The sequence below is a fragment of the Mycobacterium sp. genome, assembly GCF_019247635.1.
GTDB lineage: Bacteria > Actinomycetota > Actinomycetes > Mycobacteriales > Mycobacteriaceae > Mycobacterium.
This window is the reverse complement of sequence record NZ_JAFBAR010000019.1, coordinates 1-19,052: the sequence shown is the minus strand read 5'-3', so window position 1 is coordinate 19,052 and position 19,052 is coordinate 1. Positions and strand designations below refer to the sequence as shown.

Genomic DNA, 19,052 nt, shown 5'->3' with positions numbered 1-19,052 from the left:
CTGAGAGTAACTGTTAGATGTCCAGCGCGCAATCACCCGAGGCGGCCGACACGCACGTCTGCACCCGGGTTCCGGGCTCGTGCTCCTGGCCGGTACGCAGATCGCGGACGTGGCCTTCCACCAGGCTCACCACACACGATTGGCAAATCCCCATCCGGCAGCCAAAGGGCATCTGCACACCGGCACCCTCGCCGGCGTCCATCAACGACGTCGCGGCGTCGACCGCCACCGTACGCCCGCTGCGGCCGAAGGTCACCCTCCCGCCGGCTCCGGCGGGTGCGGCCTTGGACACAGCGAACCGCTCCAGATGCAGCCTGTCGCCGACGCCCGCCTGCGTCCACACCTGCTGGGCCCGGTTAAGCAGGCCTTCCGGCCCACAGGCCCAGGTCTGGCGTTCGCGCCAGTCCGGTACCTCGCTGTCCAGCCTCGTCAGGTCGAGGCGGCCCTCGGCCCGGGTCTGGCGCACTCGCAACCGATAGCCGGGGTGCTCGTCGGCCAGCGCGGCCAGCTCGGCGGCGAACATCACGTCGGCCTCGGTCGGCACCGAATGCATGTGGGCGATATCACCAATCTGTTCGCGGCGCACCAATGTTCGCAGCATCGACATCACCGGCGTGATGCCTGAGCCGGCGGTCAGGAACAGAATCGACGACGGCGCGGGGTTCGGCAGCACGAAGTTGCCCTGCGGTGCGGCCAGCCGCACGATGGTCCCCGGCTCGACGCCCGCCACCAGATGGGTGGACAAGAAACCTTCGGGCATCGCCTTGACTGTGATGGTCACCGTCTTCGCGGAGCCCGACCCAGAAGACCCGGCGGGGCTCGACGTCAGCGAGTACGAACGCCAGCGCCACCGCCCGTCGACCAGCAGGCCGATCCCGATGAACTGGCCCGGCTGGTAGTCGAAGCTGAAGCCCCAGCCCGGTTTGATGACCAACGTCGCGGAGTCCTCCGTCTCCCGCCGGACATCGAGGATGCGGCCGCGCAATTCGCGCGCCGACCACAGTGGGTTGGCCAGGTGCAGGTAGTCATCCGGCAACAGCGGCGTGGTGATGCGCGCCGCGATCTTGCGCAGGGCATGCCAACCGGGGTGGTGCTCCGCGCCGGCGATGGTGGGGCGGGTGGTCTCACGGACGTTGCCGACAACGGGCGCGTACTTCTTGCTCATAGGAAGCTCCTGCTCATGAGTGCGACCGTTGGTTTCCGCTGTCGCGTTCAGGCCGTCACAGCCCGGCGAAAAAAGCTACGGTACCGTAACCTACGGTACCGTACCCAGGCTGACGCCGCAGGATTTCAAATCCCGCGGGCTCAGAGCAGGTCCAGCAGGAACGGCAACTCCTGGCTGGCGTACCAGGCCAAATCGTGGTCCTGGGCGTCGCCGACCACCAGGTCGGCGTCCTCGTCGCCCAGGTCGGCGGCATCGATGACCGCAATCGCCGCCGTCACGGCGGGCTCGGCGTCGGCGTTGTCGACGTAGGCGGCAATGACTTGGTCCATCGCGACGGGCCCATCGAGCCGGACCACGGCGTCGTCAAGGTCGGGGCGGTAGTTGGCCCCGGATTCAGCCAAGTCGACCTCGGCCGCCAGCACCGCGCGTCGCGGCGGCAGGCCGTCGGCATCGTCAAACGCATCGGCGGCGTCCGCCTCGGTGGCCAGCAGACGCAGCGACGCCAGCGCCGCTTCCTGCAGAGCGACCTCGGCGAGTTCGTCGTCGTCGCCCTCGGCATACGACTCGCGCAATGCCGGTGTCACGGCGAAGGCCGTGCCATTGACCGGCCACAGCGACCCGCCGGCCACGAGTTGCCGCAGCATGGCCAGGGTGACCGGGATGTAGACCTGCATCATCCGATCAACGTGGCCGCATAGTCGTCGACGTACGTCGAGAGCTCGCGCGGCGGGCGCTTGTAGTTCCCGCTTACCACGGGCCGTTCCGGCAGCTTCACGCTCGGGGACTCGACTTCGGTGTAGTCGATCGAAGACAGCAAATGGGCCATCATGTTCAGCCGCGCGTGTTTCTTGATATCGGACTCCACGACGTACCAGGGGCTGACCGGAGTATCGGTGTGCACCATCATCTCGTCTTTGGCCCGTGAATAGTCTTCCCACCGATACACCGATTCCAGGTCCATCGGGCTGAGCTTCCATTGCCGGACGGGGTCGCTCAACCGCGACTTGAATCGGCGCAACTGTTCGCCCTCGGAGACCGAAAACCAATACTTACGCAACAGAATTCCGTCGTCGATCAGCATCTGCTCGAAGATCGGCGTCTGACGCAAAAACAGCACATATTCCTGGGGCGTGCAGAAACCCATGACTTTCTCGACGCCGGCGCGGTTGTACCAAGATCTGTCGAAGAGCACCATTTCGCCCTTGGCGGGCAGGTGGGCGATATAGCGCTGGTAGTACCACTGGCCGCGTTCGCGCTCGGTGGGCACGGGCAGTGCCGTGATATGCGCGATGCGCGGGCTGAGATATTCGGTGATCCGCTTGATGGACCCGCCCTTGCCGGCGGCGTCGCGGCCTTCGAACAGGACCACAATGCGAGCCCCGGAAGCCTTCACCCATTCCTGCAGCTTCACGAATTCCGTTTGCAGCCGGAATAACTCGGCCTCGTAGATGTCGTTGGAAACCTTGCGTACGGGCGAGTCCTTCTTCTTCGCGGTGCTCACCAACGGATGCTATCCCCTAGCGTGCGCCCTCCAGCAGCTCTTCCAGCGATTGCTGCAACAGCCCCGGCAAGAGGTCGACATCGCTCATCGCGTCGCGGTCGGCATTGATTCCGAAATACAGCATGCCGTTGTAGGACGTTACGCCTATTGCCAGCGCCTGGTTGTGCAGCAGCGGCGGAACGGCGTAGGTCTCCAGCAGCTTGGTACCGGCGACGTACATCTGCGACTGGGCGCCGGGGGCGTTGGTGATCAATAGGTTGAACAGCCGGGCCGAGAAACTGGTGGCCACCCGGATACCCATGGCGTGCAAGGTGGGTGGCGCAAAGCCGGACAGCGTCACGATCGTTCGCGCATCGACCAGGCTGGCGGCCGTCGGGTCGGATTCGGTGGCGTGCGCGATCTGGGACAGCCGGACCACGGCGTTGCCCTCCCCCACCGGCAGGTCGACCAGGAACGGCGTCACCTCGCTGATCGCCTGACCAGGGCCTGCCGAGTCGAGCTGGCTCTCGGCGTAGACCGACAGCGGCGCCATTGCTCGCACCGTCGCGGTCGGCGCCACCCCTTCGCCGCGCGACAACAGCCAGTTGCCTAACGCGCCGGCCACCACGGCCAGCACCACATCGTTCACGTCGCAGTCGTAGCGCGCGCGCACGGCCCGGTAGTCTTCCAGGCTGCCGCGCGCCACGGTGAACCGGCGGTTGCGCGACACCGTGGCGTTCAGTGGGCTGCTGGGTGCGGTACCCCGGGCCAGCGTGCGGGCGACGTCGAACACCCGGCGGCCCGCATCGACGAGTTGGCTGTAGCTGGTCGCCAGCCCGGCGACTGCCGAGCCGAGGGCCTGCATCTGTGTGCCGGGCCCCGCCACCCAGTCGCCGACGGCGCCCAGCAGCAGCCGGGTGTTTCCGGGGTCGCGTTCCGGGATCCAGATGTCCTCAGGGAACTGCGGCGCGCGCCGGGTCCGGTCCGCGATGACGTGGTTGATCTCCAGCCCCGTCATGCCGTTGATCAAGGCCTGGTGCGACTTGGTGTAGAGCGCGACGCGGTTCTTGGCCAGCCCTTCGACGAGGTACATCTCCCAGAGCGGTCGTGACTTGTCCAGCGGCCGCGCGGCCAGCCGGGCGATCAGCTCGTGCAGTTGCTCGTCACTGCCCGGAGACGGCAGCGCTGATCGTCTGATGTGGTAGGTGATGTCGAAGTCGCTGTCGTCGATCCACACCGGCCTCGCCGTGGGGACCTTCACTTCGCGGACCTTTTGGCGGTAGCGCGGGATCTGAGATAGCCGCTGCTCGACGGCGGCCAGCAGGGTGTCGTAGCTCAGTCCCGCCCGGGGACGACGCAGGATCGACAGCGTACCGACGTACATCGGCGTGGAGGTGTTCTCCAGCCGATAGAACGAGGCGTCCGACGGGGACAATCGGGTCACCATTACGGCCCTGTCCTCCTCGTCCTTGGCGTCGTTCGGGGCTGTCGCTCACCGTAATCGCGGCGGCCTTCGTTATGCGATGATGGCGGGCATCTGTCTGCCACTCTCCAGCAGGCTCCCAGTTTTAGCGGTTTGTTTGGAGAGTGCACGTTGACTACCGGTCATATCGCGAGCCCGCCCCGACACGACACCTTCGCCGTGCTACCCGTTGTCGAGTACGAGCCGCCAACGCGAAACGTAGCGCAGTGCCGGCCATCATCGCACGCGGCGCTGCGCGGGCACGTCTCGAGCGCGTCGCGCCCCCGCTCGGGCGGGGAGCCGGGGGCCACACCGCCGCCGTTGTCGCTACCGATGCGCCAGGCGGCGGTGTTTGCCGACGCGGCACTGCGTCGAGTGCTGGAAGTGATCGACCGGCGGCGTCCGGCGGCAGCGCTGCGGCCCCTGCTGGCTCCCGGGTTGGTGGACTCCGTGCTCACTCTCGGCCGGACCCGGCCCGCTGCGCGGGGTGCCGCGGTGCTGCGCCGGGTGCGGCTGCAACCGGTCGGTCCGCACAACGCCAACTGCGCGGCCGAGGTGTCCGGCAGCTACAGCCGCGGGCGCCGGATCCACGCGATCGCGTGCCGGGTGGAACAGGTCACCGGTCAAAGCGCTGCCAACGGGTCGCGCTGGCAGTTGGTTGCCCTGCACATAGGCTGACGTGGTTTGCCGGCTCAGCGCCTCTTCACCGATTTCGGCGGCTTGGCGCCGCGCCCTTGCTGTCGCGCGGCCGCGCGTCGCTCCCGCCGGCTGCCCCCGGCGGTCACGCCGGCTGGCGTCTTCTGCCCGCCACCGCCGTTGCGCTGCACCTCCGCCGAGCCGTCCTCGGACGGGCCGGAGTACGTCAGCGCGGCTGATTCGTTCTCAATACCCTTGGCGCGCAGCGTGTTCGCGGTACCCTCGCGCGCCGATGCGGCGGCCGCCTCGCTCTGCCCGTCCGCTGCCGCGGCGGCGAATTCCGCCAGCCCGTCCGGCGCTTCGACGGGTGCGACCTCGACCTGCGGCGCGGGGACCGCCTCGACGCTGACGTTGAACAAGAAGCCGACCGACTCCTCTTTCATGCCTTCGAGCATGGCCATGAACATGTCATAGCCCTCGCGTTGATACTCCACCAACGGGTCGCGCTGCGCCATCGCACGCAGCCCGATGCCCTCTTTGAGGTAGTCCATCTCGTAGAGGTGCTCGCGCCACTTGCGGTCGATGACGTTGAGCAGCACGTTGCGCTCCAGCTGCCGCATGGCGCCCTCGCCGGCCAACTCCTCGAGCTCGGCTTCCCTTGCGGCATAAGCACGTTCGGCGTCCTCCAGCAACGCCTTGAGCAGCTCCTCGCGGGTGAGTTCGTCACGCTCGGAATCCTCGTCCGGACGGGTCAACGACTCGTGCTTGATCCCCACCGGGTACAGCGTCTTGAGCGCCGTCCACAACGCGTCCAGGTCCCAGTCCTCGGCGTAGCCTTCGGCGGTCGCGCCGTCGACGTAGGCGGTGATGACGTCGACCAGCATGTCGGTGGCCTGCTGCTGCAGATTCTCGCCCTCGAGAATGCGGCGGCGCTCGGCGTAGATCACCTTGCGCTGCTGGTTCATCACCTCGTCGTACTTGAGGACGTTCTTTCTGACCTCGAAGTTCTGCTGCTCGACCTGCGTCTGGGCACTCTTGATCGCGCGGGTGACAATCGAGGCTTCGATCGGCACGTCGTCGGGCAGGTTGATCCTGGTGAGCATCGATTCCAGTGCGGCGCCGTTGAACCGGCGCATCAGCTCGTCGCTCAGCGAGAGGTAGAACCGCGACTCGCCCGGGTCACCCTGGCGGCCCGAGCGGCCGCGCAGCTGGTTGTCGATGCGGCGCGACTCGTGACGCTCGGTGCCCAGCACGTAGAGGCCACCGGCCTCGATCACCTCTTCGGCTTCCTTGGTGGCCTCCTCCTTGACGACGGGCAACTCCTGGTGCCAGGCCTCCTCGTACTCGTCGGGCGTCTCCACCGGGTCCAGCCCGCGGGCACGCAGCCGAAGGTCGGTGAGAAAGTCAACGTTGCCGCCGAGCACGATGTCGGTGCCGCGGCCGGCCATGTTGGTGGCGACGGTGATGCCGCCGCGCCGACCGGCCTCGGCGATGATCGCCGCCTCCTGCTCGTGGTACTTGGCGTTGAGCACGTTGTGCGGGATGCGCCGCTTCTGGAACTGACGCGACAGATATTCCGAGCGCTCCACGCTGGTGGTACCGATCAGCACCGGTTGGCCGTTCTCATAACGCTCGGCGACGTCGTCGACCACGGCGATGTACTTGGCCTCCTCGGTCTTATAGATGAGGTCGGACTGGTCGGTGCGGATCATCGGCTTGTTGGTCGGGATGCTGGCCACGCCGAGCTTGTAGATCTCGTGCAGCTCGGCCGCCTCGGTCTGGGCGGTGCCGGTCATGCCGGCGAGCTTGTCGTAGAGCCGGAAGTAGTTCTGCAGCGTGATGGTGGCCAGCGTCTGGTTCTCGGCCTTGATCTCCACGTGCTCCTTGGCCTCGATCGCCTGGTGCATGCCTTCGTTGTAGCGGCGGCCGATCAGCACGCGGCCGGTGAACTCGTCGACAATGAGCACCTCGCCATCGCGCACGATGTAGTCCTTGTCGCGGTTGAACAGCTCCTTGGCCTTCAGCGCGTTGTTGAGGTAGCTGACCAGCGGCGAGTTGGCGGCCTCGTAGAGGTTGTCGATGCCCAGCTGGTCCTCGACGAACTCCACGCCGAGTTCGTGCACGCCGACGGTGCGCTTGCGCAGGTCGACCTCGTAATGCGTGTCCTTTTCCATCAGCGGCGCCAGGCGGGCGAACTCGGTGTACCAGTTGGAGGCGCCGTCGGCCGGACCGGAGATGATCAGCGGGGTGCGCGCCTCGTCGATCAGGATCGAGTCGACCTCGTCGACGATGGCGAAGCTATGCCCACGCTGTACCAGGTCCTCCAGCGAGTGCGCCATGTTGTCGCGCAGGTAGTCGAAACCGAACTCGTTGTTGGTGCCATAGGTGATGTCGGCGTTGTAGGCCACCCGGCGTTCTTCGGGCGTCATCGTCGCCAGGATCACCCCCACCTGCAGGCCGAGGAAGCGGTGCACCCGGCCCATCCACTCGCTGTCGCGTTTGGCCAGGTAGTCGTTGACGGTGACGATGTGCACGCCCTTGCCGGCCAGCGCATTGAGATAGGCGGGCAACACGCAGGTCAGAGTCTTGCCCTCACCGGTCTTCATCTCGGCGACATAGCCCAGGTGCAGGGCGGCCGCGCCCATCACCTGCACGTCGAACGGGCGCTGGTCGAGCACCCGCCAGGCGGCCTCGCGGGCCACGGCGAACGCCTCGGGCAGCAGGTCGTCGAGGGCTTCCCCGTCTTCCAGGCGCTTTTTGAACTCGTCGGTCTTGGCCCTCAACTCCTCGTCGGTGAGTTTTTCGATGTCGTCAGACAACGTGTTGACATAGTCGGCGACCTTCTTGAGGCGTTTGACCATGCGGCCTTCACCGAGGCGCAGCAATCTTGACAGCACAGCTAGGTCCCTTTAGTAGGAGTCTTCCTCTTTGACGAGGCGACCCCCATCCTAGGTGACAACCCGCTGATGGCCGCCGATCGTCAGGGCTGGCCCATCAGGCCAGTCTGATCAGCCCGTAGTTGTAGGCGTGGCGCCGGTAGACGACCGAGGGCCGTTCGGTGTGCTTGTCGTAGAACAAGAAGAAGTCGTGCCCGACGAGCTCCATCTCGTACAGCGCGTCGTCCACCGACATCGGCTTGGCCTGGTGTTCTTTGGTACGCACGATCTGCCCGGGCTCGTGGTCCTTTTCGATCGCGGCCCCGTCATGGTCGTGCGCGTCGGACGGTTCGGCGTCGAACGCCCTTTCCGGTGGCACCGCAGTGGCTTCGGCCAGTGAAACCGGGGTCTTGTCGCCGTAGTGCACCTTGCGGCGGTCCTTGCCGCGGCGCAGCCGGCTCTCCAGTTTCACTGTCGCCGATTCCAGCGCGGCGTAGAAGCTATCGGCGCAGGCCTCACCCCGCACCACCGGCCCGCGCCCGCGAGCGGTGATCTCGACGCGCTGACAGGACTTGCGTTGGCGACGGTTGCGTTCGTGGTTGAGTTCGACGTCGAACAAGTAGATGGTCTTGTCGAACCGCTCGAGGCGGGCGAGTTTCTCCGAGACGTAGATGCGGAAGTGGTCGGGGATCTCGACGTTGCGCCCCTTGAATACGATCTCGGCATTCGGTGCCGGTTCAGCCTGCTCGTCGGTCTGGTCCAGAACCTGGACGGAATCCACGGATAGCCTTGACATACGTGATAACTCGTTTCTCTTCACGTCACACGCGCCCTGCGTGCCGGCTTTCAGGTACGCGCCGACGGGGTTAGAGCGGTTGTGGAGCTTTCCCGCCGCAGGCTGCCCGCCGGAGCAAGATGTCGAATATTCACCTCCTCGCGCGGGAGCTGGGACCCCGGGGTCATCCCTGGAGCACTGCGACCGTGAGTCGTTAGAGACTGATTTCGACGTTATCCCGAGTTTGCCTGGACGTGCCACCCCATTGGGAGACATGTTGCGTGTTCTTCACGAGTTCTTGGCGGATTCAAAGCCGACTACGCTCACGCCGCCGCGATCGCCAGCACCGCGGCCACCCGCACACCGGCGTCCCACAGAACCCGGACCGACTCGCGTGCCGTCGCGCCGGTGGTGACGACGTCGTCGACGAGCACGACCTCATCAGGCGGCCGCTGCCCGCGCAGCACCACCCGGCCCGCGATGTTGCGTTCACGGGCCGACGTGCCCAGGCCCACCGAATCCCGCGCCAGCGCCTTCATCCGCAACGCCCGGACGACGGCGATGTGCGGGTAGCCGGCCGTGGCTTTTGCGGCTACCAGCGCGACGGGGTCTCCCCCGCGTCGCCGTGCCGCCCAGCGGCGGGTCGGCGCGGGCACCAGGGTCAGCGGTGTCTCGACCATGCCCCAGACCAGCAGCCGATGCAGACCGCATGCCAGCGCGTGCGCCAGCGGCGCGATCAGGTCGCTGCGGCCGTGTTCCTTCATGGCCAGGATCGCCTGCCGTCGGGCACCCGCGTAGCGGCCCAGCGCGAACACCGGCACACCGGGGTCGATGCGCGGGCTCAGTACGTGCGGCGCGTCGGGTTTGACGACCAGCTCGGCGGCACAGGCGTCGCACCAGCGGGTCGCCGGCGCCCCGCAGCCGCCGCATTCCAGCGGCAGGATGAGGTCGAGCACGGTGCCAGTGTGGTCGTCCGGGGTGACATCAGGCGCCGGTGCGGCGGCGGTCATCCCCAGGGCCTCAGTGCGCGACCGATGCGCACGGGTCCGGACAACCGGTCTTCCGATGCCGACCTGTGACCAAAACTTAACCGACATGCCAACGCGCGCTTGCACATTCACCCGCAATGGCGCCCCTACCATCAACCAGCGGGGGCAGCTCGAAAGGCGTTGGAAAAAGCCATGTGGATGGCAATGCGGTCACTCATCGTCGTAATCGGTCTCGCTGCGGCACTCGTCGCGGAACAGCCCGACGTAGTTCTGACGGCGGCCAACGAGCCGAGTAGCCGCTTGCCCATCGCCGCGGTGCTACCCGCGCGCGGCGCGGTGGTGGGAGTCGCGCACCCGGTGGTGGTGACGTTCCGGAGCGCCATCGCCGATCGGCAGGCGGCCGAGCGCGCCCTGGAAGTGGCGTCGGTGCCCGCGATGACGGGCAAATACGAATGGCTCGACAACAACGTCGTGCAGTGGGTTCCCGACCGATACTGGCCGGCGCACAGCACGGTCGCGCTGTCGGTGGGCGGTCTGCGCACGGACTTCCAAACAGGCCCCAAGGTCCTCGGTGTCGCCGATATCGCGAATCACACCTTCACCGTCAGCATCGACGGAGTCGAGGCGCCGCCTCCGCTACCTGCACCGCACCACCGTGTGCACTTCGGCGAAGCCGGGGTGCTGCCCGCCACGATGGGCAGGCCGGAATTCCCGACGCCGGTCGGCACGTACAGCGTGATCTCCAAAGACCGCTCGGTGATTATGGATTCGAGCAGCGTCGGTATCCCCGTCGATGATCCCGCGGGTTACCGGATCTCGGTGGATTACGCGGTCCGTATCACCAGTCGCGGGCTCTACGTCCATTCGGCCCCATGGGCCGTCCGGTCGATGGGGGCCGAGAACGTCAGCCACGGATGCATCAGCCTGAGCCCCGCCGACGCGGAATGGTATTTCGATACGGTCAACGTCGGCGACCCGGTGATCGTCAAGGACGGGGTTCCGGTGGAACACCCCGTCAAGGAAGCCGACCCGCGAGTCTCCTAGGGGCGTAAGACTTTTCTAGCCCACGTCGTCGGCGCTCTCCCGCACCGGGTGTCAGTCCGAGCCCCTCCGCAAGGGCGGCCACGCGAAGCTGAGCGCACCCTGGCTCAGCTGACCGATGACGTCCTCCAGGGCGCGCAGCGGCACGTCGATTCGCCACTCGGGCAGCAGGCCGGATACCCGCAGGGAATCCGGTCCGACGGTGACGTCGGTGATCACCAACCCGTGCGGCAGGTCGGGCAGCGGCACCTGATAGGCGGGGGTCCGGCCCGGCAGCACCCAGCGGCGCTGGCCGGTCAGCAGAGCGCGCGGCCGCAACCACAACGTTTTCCCGACCACGTCGACGGCCACGTCGAGGCCACCCCAGTCCGGTCGGCGTGCCCAGCGCAGGCGCGCCTTGCCGTCCTTGGACAGCTCACCACGTAGCTGCGGTGCCGCCTGCCGCAGCACCTCGTCCAACATGCGCGACGGCACTTCGGTCGACAACTCCACCGGCGCCGCCACCAACACCGGGGGAACGCCCGGGCGGATGTGCACATTGCGCAGCACGGCGACGGCGTGCTGCAGGTGGTTGTGATCCCAGCTGATGTCGCGCGCGGCGACCCGGACCTCGCCCAGTTGGCCGACGGCCAATGCCTGGGGATCGAGCGCCGAGTCCAACTCCGTCATGGTGAGCACCACATCGTGCTCGGCGATGCGGATGGTGACTTCCTTGTCGCCCAGCAGCTGCTGCAGCGTGGTGAACAACGTCCGATAGGGCGCCGCGACGGCCAGGGCGGCCCCGGCGCCGACGGACGGCAACCCGGGCAATCCGGTTGAGGACCACAGCGAGCCCAGCATGTCCAGCGCGCGAAGGGGGTCGTCCCAACGCAGTCGGGGAACTCTGGGCGACATCGGCAGGGCTTTCTCTAGACCCCTTTTCTGCTGAGGGTAGCGCCGGAGTTAGCCGGGCAACACCGGGGCGGCTCCGGGCACCATCAAGCCCGCCACCTCGGACCACGCCTGCTGGGTCTCGGCGGCCGACGCCGAGTACATCAAGACCCCTTGCGGCGCAGCGACATACACCGTCGACGGGTTGGCCGCGATCGCAAACAGCGGAATCGCCAGGCCATGCGCAGGCGCATCGGAGTTCACCCCGTCGATGTTGACGTACGACACCGGATGCGTGGCATCGTTACGGGTCACCACGACGTCGTCACCGGTCCGCCAGTACAGCGACACCACCGAATCGCCGAGCCCGAAACCCAGCCGCCGCGGGTAGGTCAGCGCGAACTGTCCCGCCTGGGTCTGCTCGACACCGGCGAGGACGACCTGGCCGGCGATCACCATCGCGGCACGGGTCCCGTCCCGGGACAGCTGCAGATCCGTGATGGGGCCAGGAAAGCTGCTGGACACGGCGGTGGAATCCACCGGAATCCGGGCGGGTTGCCCCGACGCGGGTTCGGCGATCGCGCGCAGCACGTTGTTGGTGTCGACCACCACCCAGACCGCGTCGTCCAGCGACCAGCTGGGCCGCGACAGGTTGTGGCCGTCCGCGGACTGAATCGCCTCGCCGCCAAGGTCACCGATCCACAGCGAGGCGGCCATATCGGGCGCGCCGCGGCGCAGTGTCACCACCGACGCCACCTGGCGCCCGCTGCGGGATAGCGCGGCACCCGTCTGATCGCCCATCCGCCCGAACGCCCCGGGCACCGTGGTGGTGCGCTGGCCTTCCAGACCCACCAGCGACCCGTTGACCAAAGCATGCAGCCCAGCGCCCGCGCCGTCGGCCACGCCCGGATCGGTGGCGGCCACGTCGGAGGTGCTCCAACCGTCCGCGAACCTGTCGTCCAGCGGGGCGCCGTCGGCATTGATCACATAGGGTCCCCGGATGTCGGCCCGGGCCAGCGTCCAAATGATCTGTGCGGCAAGCAGTTGCCTGCTGTGCGGATCGGTGGTGGACAGCTTCTCCAGGTCGATCCGCGCGCCGCCGTAGCCGCTACCGATGCCGTTCTTGCCGCCGTCGGCCCGGGTCACCGGCCCGCGCAGCCGCAGCGGCGGGACCAGCAGGTTGCGGACGGTACGCGCCATCTCCGGTCGCGGACCGGCCAGCAGCTTAGAGACCAGCTCGGTGGCGAGCTGGTCGTGGTCGGACACCGCAACGTAGCGCGGGTCGGGAACAACGGTCTTGCCCGTCGGGTCGGCGAAGTAGAGGGTGTTGCGTTTGTAGGTCGCCTGGAACTGCTGCCAGTCCAGGAACACGCCGTTGGGCAGGCGGTCGATCCGCCAGCCACCCGCGGTCTTGACCAACTCGATCGGACCCGGGTCGGGCAGCTGCCCCTCGGCGGTCTCGAACACCCCCATATCGGACAGCGAGCCCAGTATGTCTGCCCGCATCATCGCCGAAACCCGTTCGGCGCCACGGGTTTCCACGAACACAACATGGTCGATCAACAGCGCGCTACCGGCGTCGTCCCACGCGTTGGAGGCCGATTGGGTGAGGAACTGGCGTGCCGCCAGATGGCGGTTGGCCGGATCGGCCGTGGCCTTGAGGAATTCGCGCAGCAGCACGTCGGGATCCATGCCCGGGGTGGGCTGGGGCAGGTTGGACGGCGCCGGCCGTTCGACGGTCCCGATGGCCTGCGGCGCCGACGAGCTGGGCACCCCGGCACAGCCGGCGAGCAACATCGCCAGCACTATGACCAAGACCCGCATCAGCCGGTCCACTCGGCGTGCTCGCGTTGGCGGCGGTCCGGCGCTCCGGTCGGTTGGGCGGGTTGCGGGATCGGCTTCATGGGCAGCGGGCTGGTGGTGACCTTGTGACCGCGAACCAGCGGAAGCGTCAGCCGGAAGCAGGCACCCTCGCCGGGCTCGCCCCAGGCCTCCAGCCGGCCCTGGTGCAGTCGCGCGTCCTCGATGCTGATCGCCAACCCCAGCCCGGTGCCCCCGGAGCGGCGCACCCGCGACGGGTCCGACCGCCAGAACCGGCTGAACACCAATTTCTCCTCGCCGGGCCGCAGCCCGACTCCGTAGTCGCGGACGGTGACGGCGACCGTGTCCTCGTCGTAGCCCATCCGGATGTCCACCGGCTTGTGCTCGGCGTGGTCGATGGCGTTGGCGATCAGGTTGCGCAGGATGCGTTCCACCCGGCGGGCGTCGACCTCGGCGATGACCTCTTCGTCGGGCATATCCACCTGTAGCTCGATGCCGGCCTCCTCGGCCAGGTGACCGACGTTACCCAGGGCGCTATTCACCGTGGTGCGCAGGTCGACCGCCTCCACGGACAACTCGGCAACCCCGGCGTCGTGGCGGGAGATCTCGAGCAAGTCGTTGAGCAGCGTCTCGAACCGGTCCAGCTCGCTGACCATGAGCTCGGTGGAGCGGCGCAAGGTCGGGTCGAGATCTTCGCTGTGGTCGTAGATCAGGTCGGCGGCCATCCGCACGGTGGTCAGCGGTGTGCGAAGTTCGTGGCTGACGTCGGAGGTGAAGCGGCGCTGCAGGTTGCCGAACTCTTCGAGCTGGGCGATCTGGCGGGACAGGCTTTCGGCCATGTCGTTGAACGACACCGCCAGCCTGGCCATATCGTCCTCGCCGCGCACCGGCATGCGTTCGGACAGATGGCCCTCGGCGAACCGCTCGGCGATCCGTGACGCCGATCGCACCGGCACCACCACCTGCCGGGACACCAGCAGCGCGATGCCGGCCAGCAGGACCAGCAGCACCGCGCCGCCGGTGAGCATCGTGCCGCGCACCAGGGTCACCGTGGCCTGCTCGTTCTTCAGCGGAAAGATCAGGTAGAGCTCCAGGTTGGCCACCCGTGACGACGTCGGGGTGCCGATGATCAGCGCCGGCCCGGAGTAGCCCTCGGTGTGCACGGTGGAGTACTGGTAGGCCGCCTGCCCCGCCTTGACGAAGCCGCGCAACGAGTTGGGCACCTGCTCGACGGGCCCGGCCGTGGTCGCCGCGCGGGGGCCGTCCCCCGGCACCACCAGCACGGCGTCGAACGCGCCGGCGAGCCCGACGGCCGAGGCCGGGTCGGTTTTGGAGGTCAGCGTATTGCGGGCCAGTTGCAGGCTGCTGTCCAGTGAACGGGTTTCCTCACCGTTGACGACCCCGCTGACCGTGGTGCGCGCGCGTTCGATCTGCTCGATGGCGGCCCTGACCTTGACGTCGAGTACGCGATTGGTGAGCTGGCTGGTGAGCACGAAACCCAGCGCCAAGATCACCGCCAACGAGAGACCGAGGGTCAGCGCCACGACTCGCAGCTGTAGCGATCGGCGCCAGGCAACACCTACGGCTCGACTCAACGTACCCACGCCGCGCGTCATCGGGCCGGAGCGACCCCAACGGCTCCGAGTACGTCGCCGCGAGCCCCACATCAACGGCCCTGCTCCTCCCCATCGCGACGCTCTATGTCGTCGCCCGGGATCACGGAGGTCCGGCCTTGTATCCCACTCCTCGAACGGTCAACACCACAGTCGGGTTCTCAGGGTCTTTCTCGACCTTGGCCCGCAGACGCTGGACGTGCACATTCACCAGGCGGGTGTCCGCCGGGTGCCGGTATCCCCATACCTGTTCGAGCAGCACATCACGAGTAAACACCTGGCGCGGCTTGCGTGCCAACGCGACGAGCAGGTCGAACTCCAGAGGGGTCAGGGAGATCTGCTCGCCGTTGCGAGTGACCTTGTGCGCCGGCACATCGATCTCGACGTCGGCGATCGACAGCATCTCGGCCGGCTCGTCGTCGTTGCGGCGCAGCCGTGCCCGCACGCGGGCGACCAGCTCCTTGGGTTTGAACGGCTTCATGATGTAGTCGTCGGCGCCCGATTCCAGGCCGAGCACCACGTCTACGGTGTCGGTCTTGGCGGTGAGCATGACGATCGGAACGCCGGAGTCGGAGCGCAACACCCGACACACGTCGATGCCGTTCATGCCGGGCAGCATCAGGTCCAGCAGCACCAGGTCGGGGCGCAACTCGCGCACCGCGGTCAGGGCCTGGGTGCCGTCGCCGATGACTGCGGTGTCGAAGCCCTCCCCACGCAGCACGATGGTGAGCATCTCGGCCAGCGAAGCGTCGTCGTCGACGACCAAAATCCTTTGCCTCATGCAGTCCATGGTGTCACCAGATCGGGACAAACCTTCGGCACCACACGGGCGTTTCTTCGTTGATAAGCGCAAATAACGCCGAAATCGCGCTATTTGGCCATCAAAACGGCCTCCAACCGGCCCGCGTCGACGTCCGAACCGACCACCTGCCAGCGTCCGCCCCAGCCCGCGGCGGCCAGCCCCGCGTACACCGCGCCGGTACGGAACTGAAGTTCGTCGTCGCGTTCGTAGCTGTCCCGCGGCCGGTTCGGGTCGCCGTCGGCCCGGCTGCGGGCCCGCTGCCCGGCCAGCTCGGCGGGCACCGCCAGCAGCACCTGCCAGTCGGGCGCGGGCAGCGCCAGCCGCTCATATTCCATGCGGTGCACCCAGGCCACCGCTTCCCCGGCCGCGTCCTGGTGCAGACGCGCCGCGCTGTAGGCGGCGTTGGAGGCGACGTAGCGATCCAGGATCACGACGTCATGGTGGCGGCTCAGCGTCGTCATCTGCTCGACCGCGCCGGCACGGTCCAGCGCGAACAGCAGCGCCATCGCATACACCGACGAGGCGAGGTCACCGTGCCGACCGTGCAGCGCCTCGGCCGCCACGTCGGCAGTGATCGACTGTCCGTACCGCGGGAACGCCAGCGTGGCCACCGACCTGCCGTTGGCTTCGAGTGCCTTGCGCAAACCCGCGGTCAGCGTCCGCTTGCCCGAGCCGTCGACGCCCTCGATCGCGATCAGCACAGACGCGAGCCTATCGAGTAGCGCGTGCTCGCGAGCGTGACGCTGGGGTCACGCCGCGGGCAACGGGACTCAGTAGCGGTAGTGGTCGGGCTTGAACGGGCCCTCGACGTCGACGCCGAGGTACTCGGCCTGCTCCTTGGTGAGCTTGGTCAGCTGCCCACCAAGCGCCTCGACGTGGATGCGGGCCACCTTCTCGTCCAGGTGTTTGGGCAGCCGGTAGACCTCGTTGTCGTACTCGTCGTTCTTGGTCCACAGCTCGATCTGCGCGATCGTCTGGTTGGCGAAGCTGTTGCTCATCACGAACGACGGGTGCCCGGTGGCGTTGCCCAGGTTGAGCAGCCGGCCCTCGGACAGCACGATGATCGACTTACCGGAGTCGCCGAAGGTCCACAGGTCCACCTGCGGCTTGATGTTGAGTCGCGTCGCCCCGGAGCGCTCGAGGGCGGCCATATCGATCTCGTTGTCGAAGTGGCCGATGTTGCCCAGAATGGCGTGATCCTTCATCGCCTTCATGTGGGTCAGCGAAATGATGTCCTTGTTGCCGGTCGCGGTCACGACGATGTCCGCGTCGCCGATGGCCTCCTCGACCGTCTTGACGTCGTAGCCCTCCATCAGCGCCTGCAGCGCGTTGATCGGGTCGATCTCGGTGACGGTGACCCGCGCGCCCTGGCCCTTGGCCGCCTCCGCGCAGCCCTTGCCCACGTCGCCATAGCCGCAGATCAGGACGCTCTTGCCGCCGATCAGCGCATCGGTACCGCGGTTGATGCCGTCGAGCAGCGAGTGCCGGGTGCCGTACTTGTTGTCGAATTTGGACTTGGTCACCGAGTCATTGACGTTGATCGCCGGGAAGGCCAGGTCACCGGCCGCGGCGAACTGGTAGAGCCGCAGCACGCCGGTGGTGGTTTCCTCGGTGACGCCCTTGACCGACTCGGCGATCTTGGTCCACTTGTCCTTGTCGGTCTCCAAGCGTGTGCGCACCAGGTTCAAGAAGACCTTCCACTCCGCGGAGTCGTCCTCCTCGGCGGGCGGCACCACGCCGGCCTTCTCGTACTGCATGCCGCGCAGCACCAGCATGGTGGCGTCACCGCCGTCGTCGAGGATCATGTTGGCGGGCTGGTCGGCGTCGGGCCAGGTGAGCATCTGCTCGGCGCACCACCAGTACTCCTCGAGCGTTTCGCCCTTCCACGCGAACACCGGCACGCCCTTGGGCTCCTCGGGGGTGCCGTGCTTGCCGACGACGACGGCAGCGGCGGCATGGTCCTGGGTGGAAAAGATGTTGCATGACGCCCACCGGACTTCGGCGCCCAACTCGACCAGGGTTTCGATCAGCACCGCGGTCTGCACCGTCATGTGCAGCGACCCCGAGATCCGGGCACCCTTCAGCGGCTGTACCTCCGCGTACTCCCGGCGCAGGGACATCAACCCGGGCATCTCGTACTCGGCCAGATCGAGCTCCTTGCGGCCGAAATCCGCTAGTGACAGGTCGGCAACCTTGAAGTCGATGCCGTTCACAACGTCAGGCCGCAGCGAATGTTCGGTCGTCGTCATCGGGGTGTCTCATCCTTTAGTTAGCTTGGGTATATTCTTCCGCCACTGTAGTCGGCGGCCGGTCAGCTCCGGCATGTGCCACCGATCAGGGAACGTTGATCACCCCGTGGCGCTCCGCGAACGGCGTCATCAACCGCGCCAGATCGGCCGCGACGTCGTGGTCGGCCTCGGGCGGCATGGACACGTAGCTCAGGCACAGCCGCACGATCGCGCGCGCCAGCACATGGGCGTCGTCGTCGCTGGTGGCCACCCAGGTCTGGGTGAATGCCGTCGCGAGCCGGGCCGACGAGCGGGTGATGATGGGCCCGCTGTCGGTGGTGATGATCTGCAACAGGTCGGGCTTGGCCACGCCGGTCAACAGCGACATCACCAGCGGATCCGCTGCCGACTCGGTGAAGAAGTCGCGAAAACCCCGCAGGAACGACTCGTAGAGGTTGCCGACGTTCGCCTCCAGTCCGGCCCTGACGGTGTCCACCAGCCGGTCCGCCAAGCGCAGGGCGTAACCCTGCGCCAGGCCGTGGCGCGAGCCGAACTCGTTGTAGATCGTCTGCCGGCTGATCCCGGCCGCGCGCGCGACGTCTGACAGCGTGATGGCCGACCAGTCGCGGGTCAGGAGCAGATCCCGCATGGCGTCGAGCACCGAATCACGCAGCAGGGCGCGCGAGGCCTCGGCGTAAGAAATCCGCTTCACAGGCGCGAGGGTAACGCTCACGACCGTGCGACCTCCACCATTACGAAGTCCGCCTTTGCCGCGCCGCAGTCGGGGCAGCTCCAATCCTCGGGGATGTCGTCCCAGCGGGTGCCTGCGGCGATGCCGTCTTCCGGCCAACCCAGCGCCTCGTCGTACTGAAAGCCGCACTGGACGCACTGAAACAGCTTGTAGTCGTTCATTGGTTTGCTCCTACCTGTTCGAAGTCGATCTTCTCGCGGACCGAGCAGTCTGGACAGCACCAGTCGTCGGGAATCTGCGCCCACGGCGTGCCGACCGGAAAGCCTTCCCTGGCATCGCCTTTGGCCTCATCGTAGACGTAGTCGCAGACCGGGCACCGGTATACGGCGCTCATGCTTGGGCTCCCTGCAAGCTCCCATACCGGGCCAGCAGCTTCTCCCGCCGGCGCGGCTGCAGGTTGACCCTGGTGATGTCGCCGTCGTAGTGCTCGAGCACCCGGTGGTCCATCACCTTGCGCCACAGCGCTGGGAAGTAGGTCAGCGAGATCATCGAGGCGTATCCGCTGGGCAGGTTGGGCGAGCCAGCCATGCTGCGCAGCGTCTG

At 67.1% G+C, this 19,052-nt stretch carries 18 protein-coding genes and 1 pseudogene; 2 read left to right on the top strand and 17 right to left on the bottom strand.

What is annotated here, in order from left to right; translation table 11 throughout:
• Positions 1-13: 13 nt before the first annotated feature.
• The 4 genes from JO236_RS03145 to JO236_RS03130 all read right to left on the bottom strand — a co-directional run bounded on the left by JO236_RS03145 (position 14) and on the right by JO236_RS03130 (position 4,092).
• Positions 14-1,165 (bottom strand): ferredoxin reductase, encoded by a 1,152-nt coding sequence (locus JO236_RS03145; protein WP_293324595.1) that lies wholly within the window; start codon positions 1,163-1,165, stop codon positions 14-16.
• Positions 1,166-1,305: 140 nt separating this feature from the next.
• The gene (locus JO236_RS03140) at positions 1,306-1,842 is read right to left on the bottom strand and encodes a DUF6912 family protein (protein WP_293324592.1); all 537 of its coding nucleotides are present in this window, start codon (positions 1,840-1,842) and stop codon (positions 1,306-1,308) included.
• Positions 1,839-2,666, bottom strand: a complete 828-nt coding sequence (gene ppk2, locus JO236_RS03135; RefSeq protein ID WP_293324589.1) for a polyphosphate kinase 2 — start codon at positions 2,664-2,666, stop codon at positions 1,839-1,841. Before ppk2 ends, JO236_RS03140 begins: the two co-directional genes overlap by 4 nt.
• A 16-nt stretch (positions 2,667-2,682) precedes the next feature.
• Positions 2,683-4,092 (bottom strand): WS/DGAT/MGAT family O-acyltransferase, encoded by a 1,410-nt coding sequence (locus tag JO236_RS03130; protein WP_293324586.1) that lies wholly within the window; start codon positions 4,090-4,092, stop codon positions 2,683-2,685.
• A 147-nt stretch (positions 4,093-4,239) separates the two neighbouring features.
• Here JO236_RS03130 and JO236_RS03125 point away from each other — a divergent pair, with 147 nt between their 5' ends.
• On the top strand, positions 4,240-4,785 hold the full coding sequence (locus JO236_RS03125; RefSeq protein WP_293324584.1) for an Rv3235 family protein: 546 nt from the start codon (positions 4,240-4,242) through the stop codon (positions 4,783-4,785).
• A 14-nt stretch (positions 4,786-4,799) separates the two neighbouring features.
• Here the strand turns inward: JO236_RS03125 and secA are convergent, their stop codons facing one another.
• The 3 genes from secA to JO236_RS03110 form a co-directional block, all read right to left on the bottom strand.
• Positions 4,800-7,640 (bottom strand): preprotein translocase subunit SecA, encoded by a 2,841-nt coding sequence (gene secA, locus JO236_RS03120; RefSeq protein WP_293324581.1) that lies wholly within the window; start codon positions 7,638-7,640, stop codon positions 4,800-4,802.
• 97 nt (positions 7,641-7,737) lie between these two features.
• Positions 7,738-8,415 (bottom strand): ribosome hibernation-promoting factor, HPF/YfiA family, encoded by a 678-nt coding sequence (gene hpf, locus JO236_RS03115; RefSeq protein ID WP_293324579.1) that lies wholly within the window; start codon positions 8,413-8,415, stop codon positions 7,738-7,740.
• 302 nt (positions 8,416-8,717) lie between these two features.
• On the bottom strand, positions 8,718-9,350 hold the full coding sequence (locus JO236_RS03110) for a ComF family protein (protein ID WP_293324622.1): 633 nt from the start codon (positions 9,348-9,350) through the stop codon (positions 8,718-8,720).
• A gap of 225 nt (positions 9,351-9,575) precedes the next feature.
• On the opposite strand from JO236_RS03110, the gene JO236_RS03105 reads away from it, so the two are divergent.
• A complete protein-coding gene (locus JO236_RS03105) occupies positions 9,576-10,427 on the top strand; it encodes a L,D-transpeptidase (RefSeq protein WP_293324577.1) in 852 nt (283 codons plus the stop codon).
• Between the two features lie 51 nt (positions 10,428-10,478).
• Here the strand turns inward: JO236_RS03105 and JO236_RS03100 are convergent, their stop codons facing one another.
• The 10 genes and pseudogenes from JO236_RS03100 to JO236_RS03055 all read right to left on the bottom strand — a co-directional run.
• Positions 10,479-11,318, bottom strand: a complete 840-nt coding sequence (locus JO236_RS03100; protein ID WP_293324575.1) for an LmeA family phospholipid-binding protein — start codon at positions 11,316-11,318, stop codon at positions 10,479-10,481.
• 48 nt (positions 11,319-11,366) lie between these two features.
• The gene (gene lpqB / locus JO236_RS03095) at positions 11,367-13,118 is read right to left on the bottom strand and encodes an MtrAB system accessory lipoprotein LpqB (RefSeq protein WP_293324572.1); all 1,752 of its coding nucleotides are present in this window, start codon (positions 13,116-13,118) and stop codon (positions 11,367-11,369) included.
• On the bottom strand, positions 13,118-14,785 hold the full coding sequence (gene mtrB, locus JO236_RS03090) for an MtrAB system histidine kinase MtrB (protein ID WP_293324569.1): 1,668 nt from the start codon (positions 14,783-14,785) through the stop codon (positions 13,118-13,120). Before mtrB ends, lpqB begins: the two co-directional genes overlap by 1 nt.
• Before the next feature lie 46 nt (positions 14,786-14,831).
• Entirely contained in the window at positions 14,832-15,518 is a 687-nt protein-coding gene (gene mtrA / locus JO236_RS03085; RefSeq protein WP_068044606.1) for a two-component system response regulator MtrA, read from the bottom strand.
• 80 nt (positions 15,519-15,598) lie between these two features.
• Positions 15,599-16,231, bottom strand: a complete 633-nt coding sequence (locus JO236_RS03080; protein WP_293324560.1) for a dTMP kinase — start codon at positions 16,229-16,231, stop codon at positions 15,599-15,601.
• Positions 16,232-16,300: 69 nt separating this feature from the next.
• Positions 16,301-17,779, bottom strand: a complete 1,479-nt coding sequence (gene ahcY, locus JO236_RS03075) for an adenosylhomocysteinase (protein WP_293324558.1) — start codon at positions 17,777-17,779, stop codon at positions 16,301-16,303.
• A gap of 85 nt (positions 17,780-17,864) precedes the next feature.
• The gene (locus JO236_RS03070; RefSeq protein WP_293324555.1) at positions 17,865-18,470 is read right to left on the bottom strand and encodes a TetR family transcriptional regulator; all 606 of its coding nucleotides are present in this window, start codon (positions 18,468-18,470) and stop codon (positions 17,865-17,867) included.
• A 17-nt stretch (positions 18,471-18,487) separates the two neighbouring features.
• Positions 18,488-18,670 (bottom strand): rubredoxin, encoded by a 183-nt coding sequence (locus JO236_RS03065; protein WP_293324553.1) that lies wholly within the window; start codon positions 18,668-18,670, stop codon positions 18,488-18,490.
• Positions 18,667-18,843 carry a rubredoxin gene (locus JO236_RS03060; protein ID WP_293324550.1) on the bottom strand — a complete coding sequence of 59 codons (177 nt, stop codon included), beginning with the start codon at positions 18,841-18,843 and terminating at the stop codon, positions 18,667-18,669. The genes JO236_RS03065 and JO236_RS03060 overlap by 4 nt, the downstream gene beginning before the upstream one ends.
• A pseudogene (locus tag JO236_RS03055) lies at positions 18,840-19,052 on the bottom strand (alkane 1-monooxygenase); the annotation flags it as partial. The pseudogene JO236_RS03055 and the gene JO236_RS03060, both read right to left, overlap by 4 nt.

Excerpts from the sequence above, each read along its gene's own strand:
- JO236_RS03145 (WP_293324595.1), bottom strand. The coding sequence starts at position 1,165 with ATGAGCAAGAAGTACGCGCCCGTTGTCGGCAACGTCCGTGAGACCACC.
- JO236_RS03140 (WP_293324592.1), bottom strand. The coding sequence starts at position 1,842 with ATGATGCAGGTCTACATCCCGGTCACCCTGGCCATGCTGCGGCAACTC.
- JO236_RS03130 (WP_293324586.1), bottom strand. The coding sequence starts at position 4,092 with ATGGTGACCCGATTGTCCCCGTCGGACGCCTCGTTCTATCGGCTGGAG.
- hpf (WP_293324579.1), bottom strand. The coding sequence starts at position 8,415 with ATGTCAAGGCTATCCGTGGATTCCGTCCAGGTTCTGGACCAGACCGAC.
- JO236_RS03105 (WP_293324577.1), top strand. The coding sequence starts at position 9,576 with ATGTGGATGGCAATGCGGTCACTCATCGTCGTAATCGGTCTCGCTGCG.
- JO236_RS03100 (WP_293324575.1), bottom strand. The coding sequence starts at position 11,318 with ATGTCGCCCAGAGTTCCCCGACTGCGTTGGGACGACCCCCTTCGCGCG.
- lpqB (WP_293324572.1), bottom strand. The coding sequence starts at position 13,118 with ATGCGGGTCTTGGTCATAGTGCTGGCGATGTTGCTCGCCGGCTGTGCC.
- mtrA (WP_068044606.1), bottom strand. The coding sequence starts at position 15,518 with ATGGACTGCATGAGGCAAAGGATTTTGGTCGTCGACGACGACGCTTCG.
- ahcY (WP_293324558.1), bottom strand. The coding sequence starts at position 17,779 with ATGACGACGACCGAACATTCGCTGCGGCCTGACGTTGTGAACGGCATC.
- JO236_RS03065 (WP_293324553.1), bottom strand. The coding sequence starts at position 18,670 with ATGAACGACTACAAGCTGTTTCAGTGCGTCCAGTGCGGCTTTCAGTAC.
- JO236_RS03060 (WP_293324550.1), bottom strand. The coding sequence starts at position 18,843 with ATGAGCGCCGTATACCGGTGCCCGGTCTGCGACTACGTCTACGATGAG.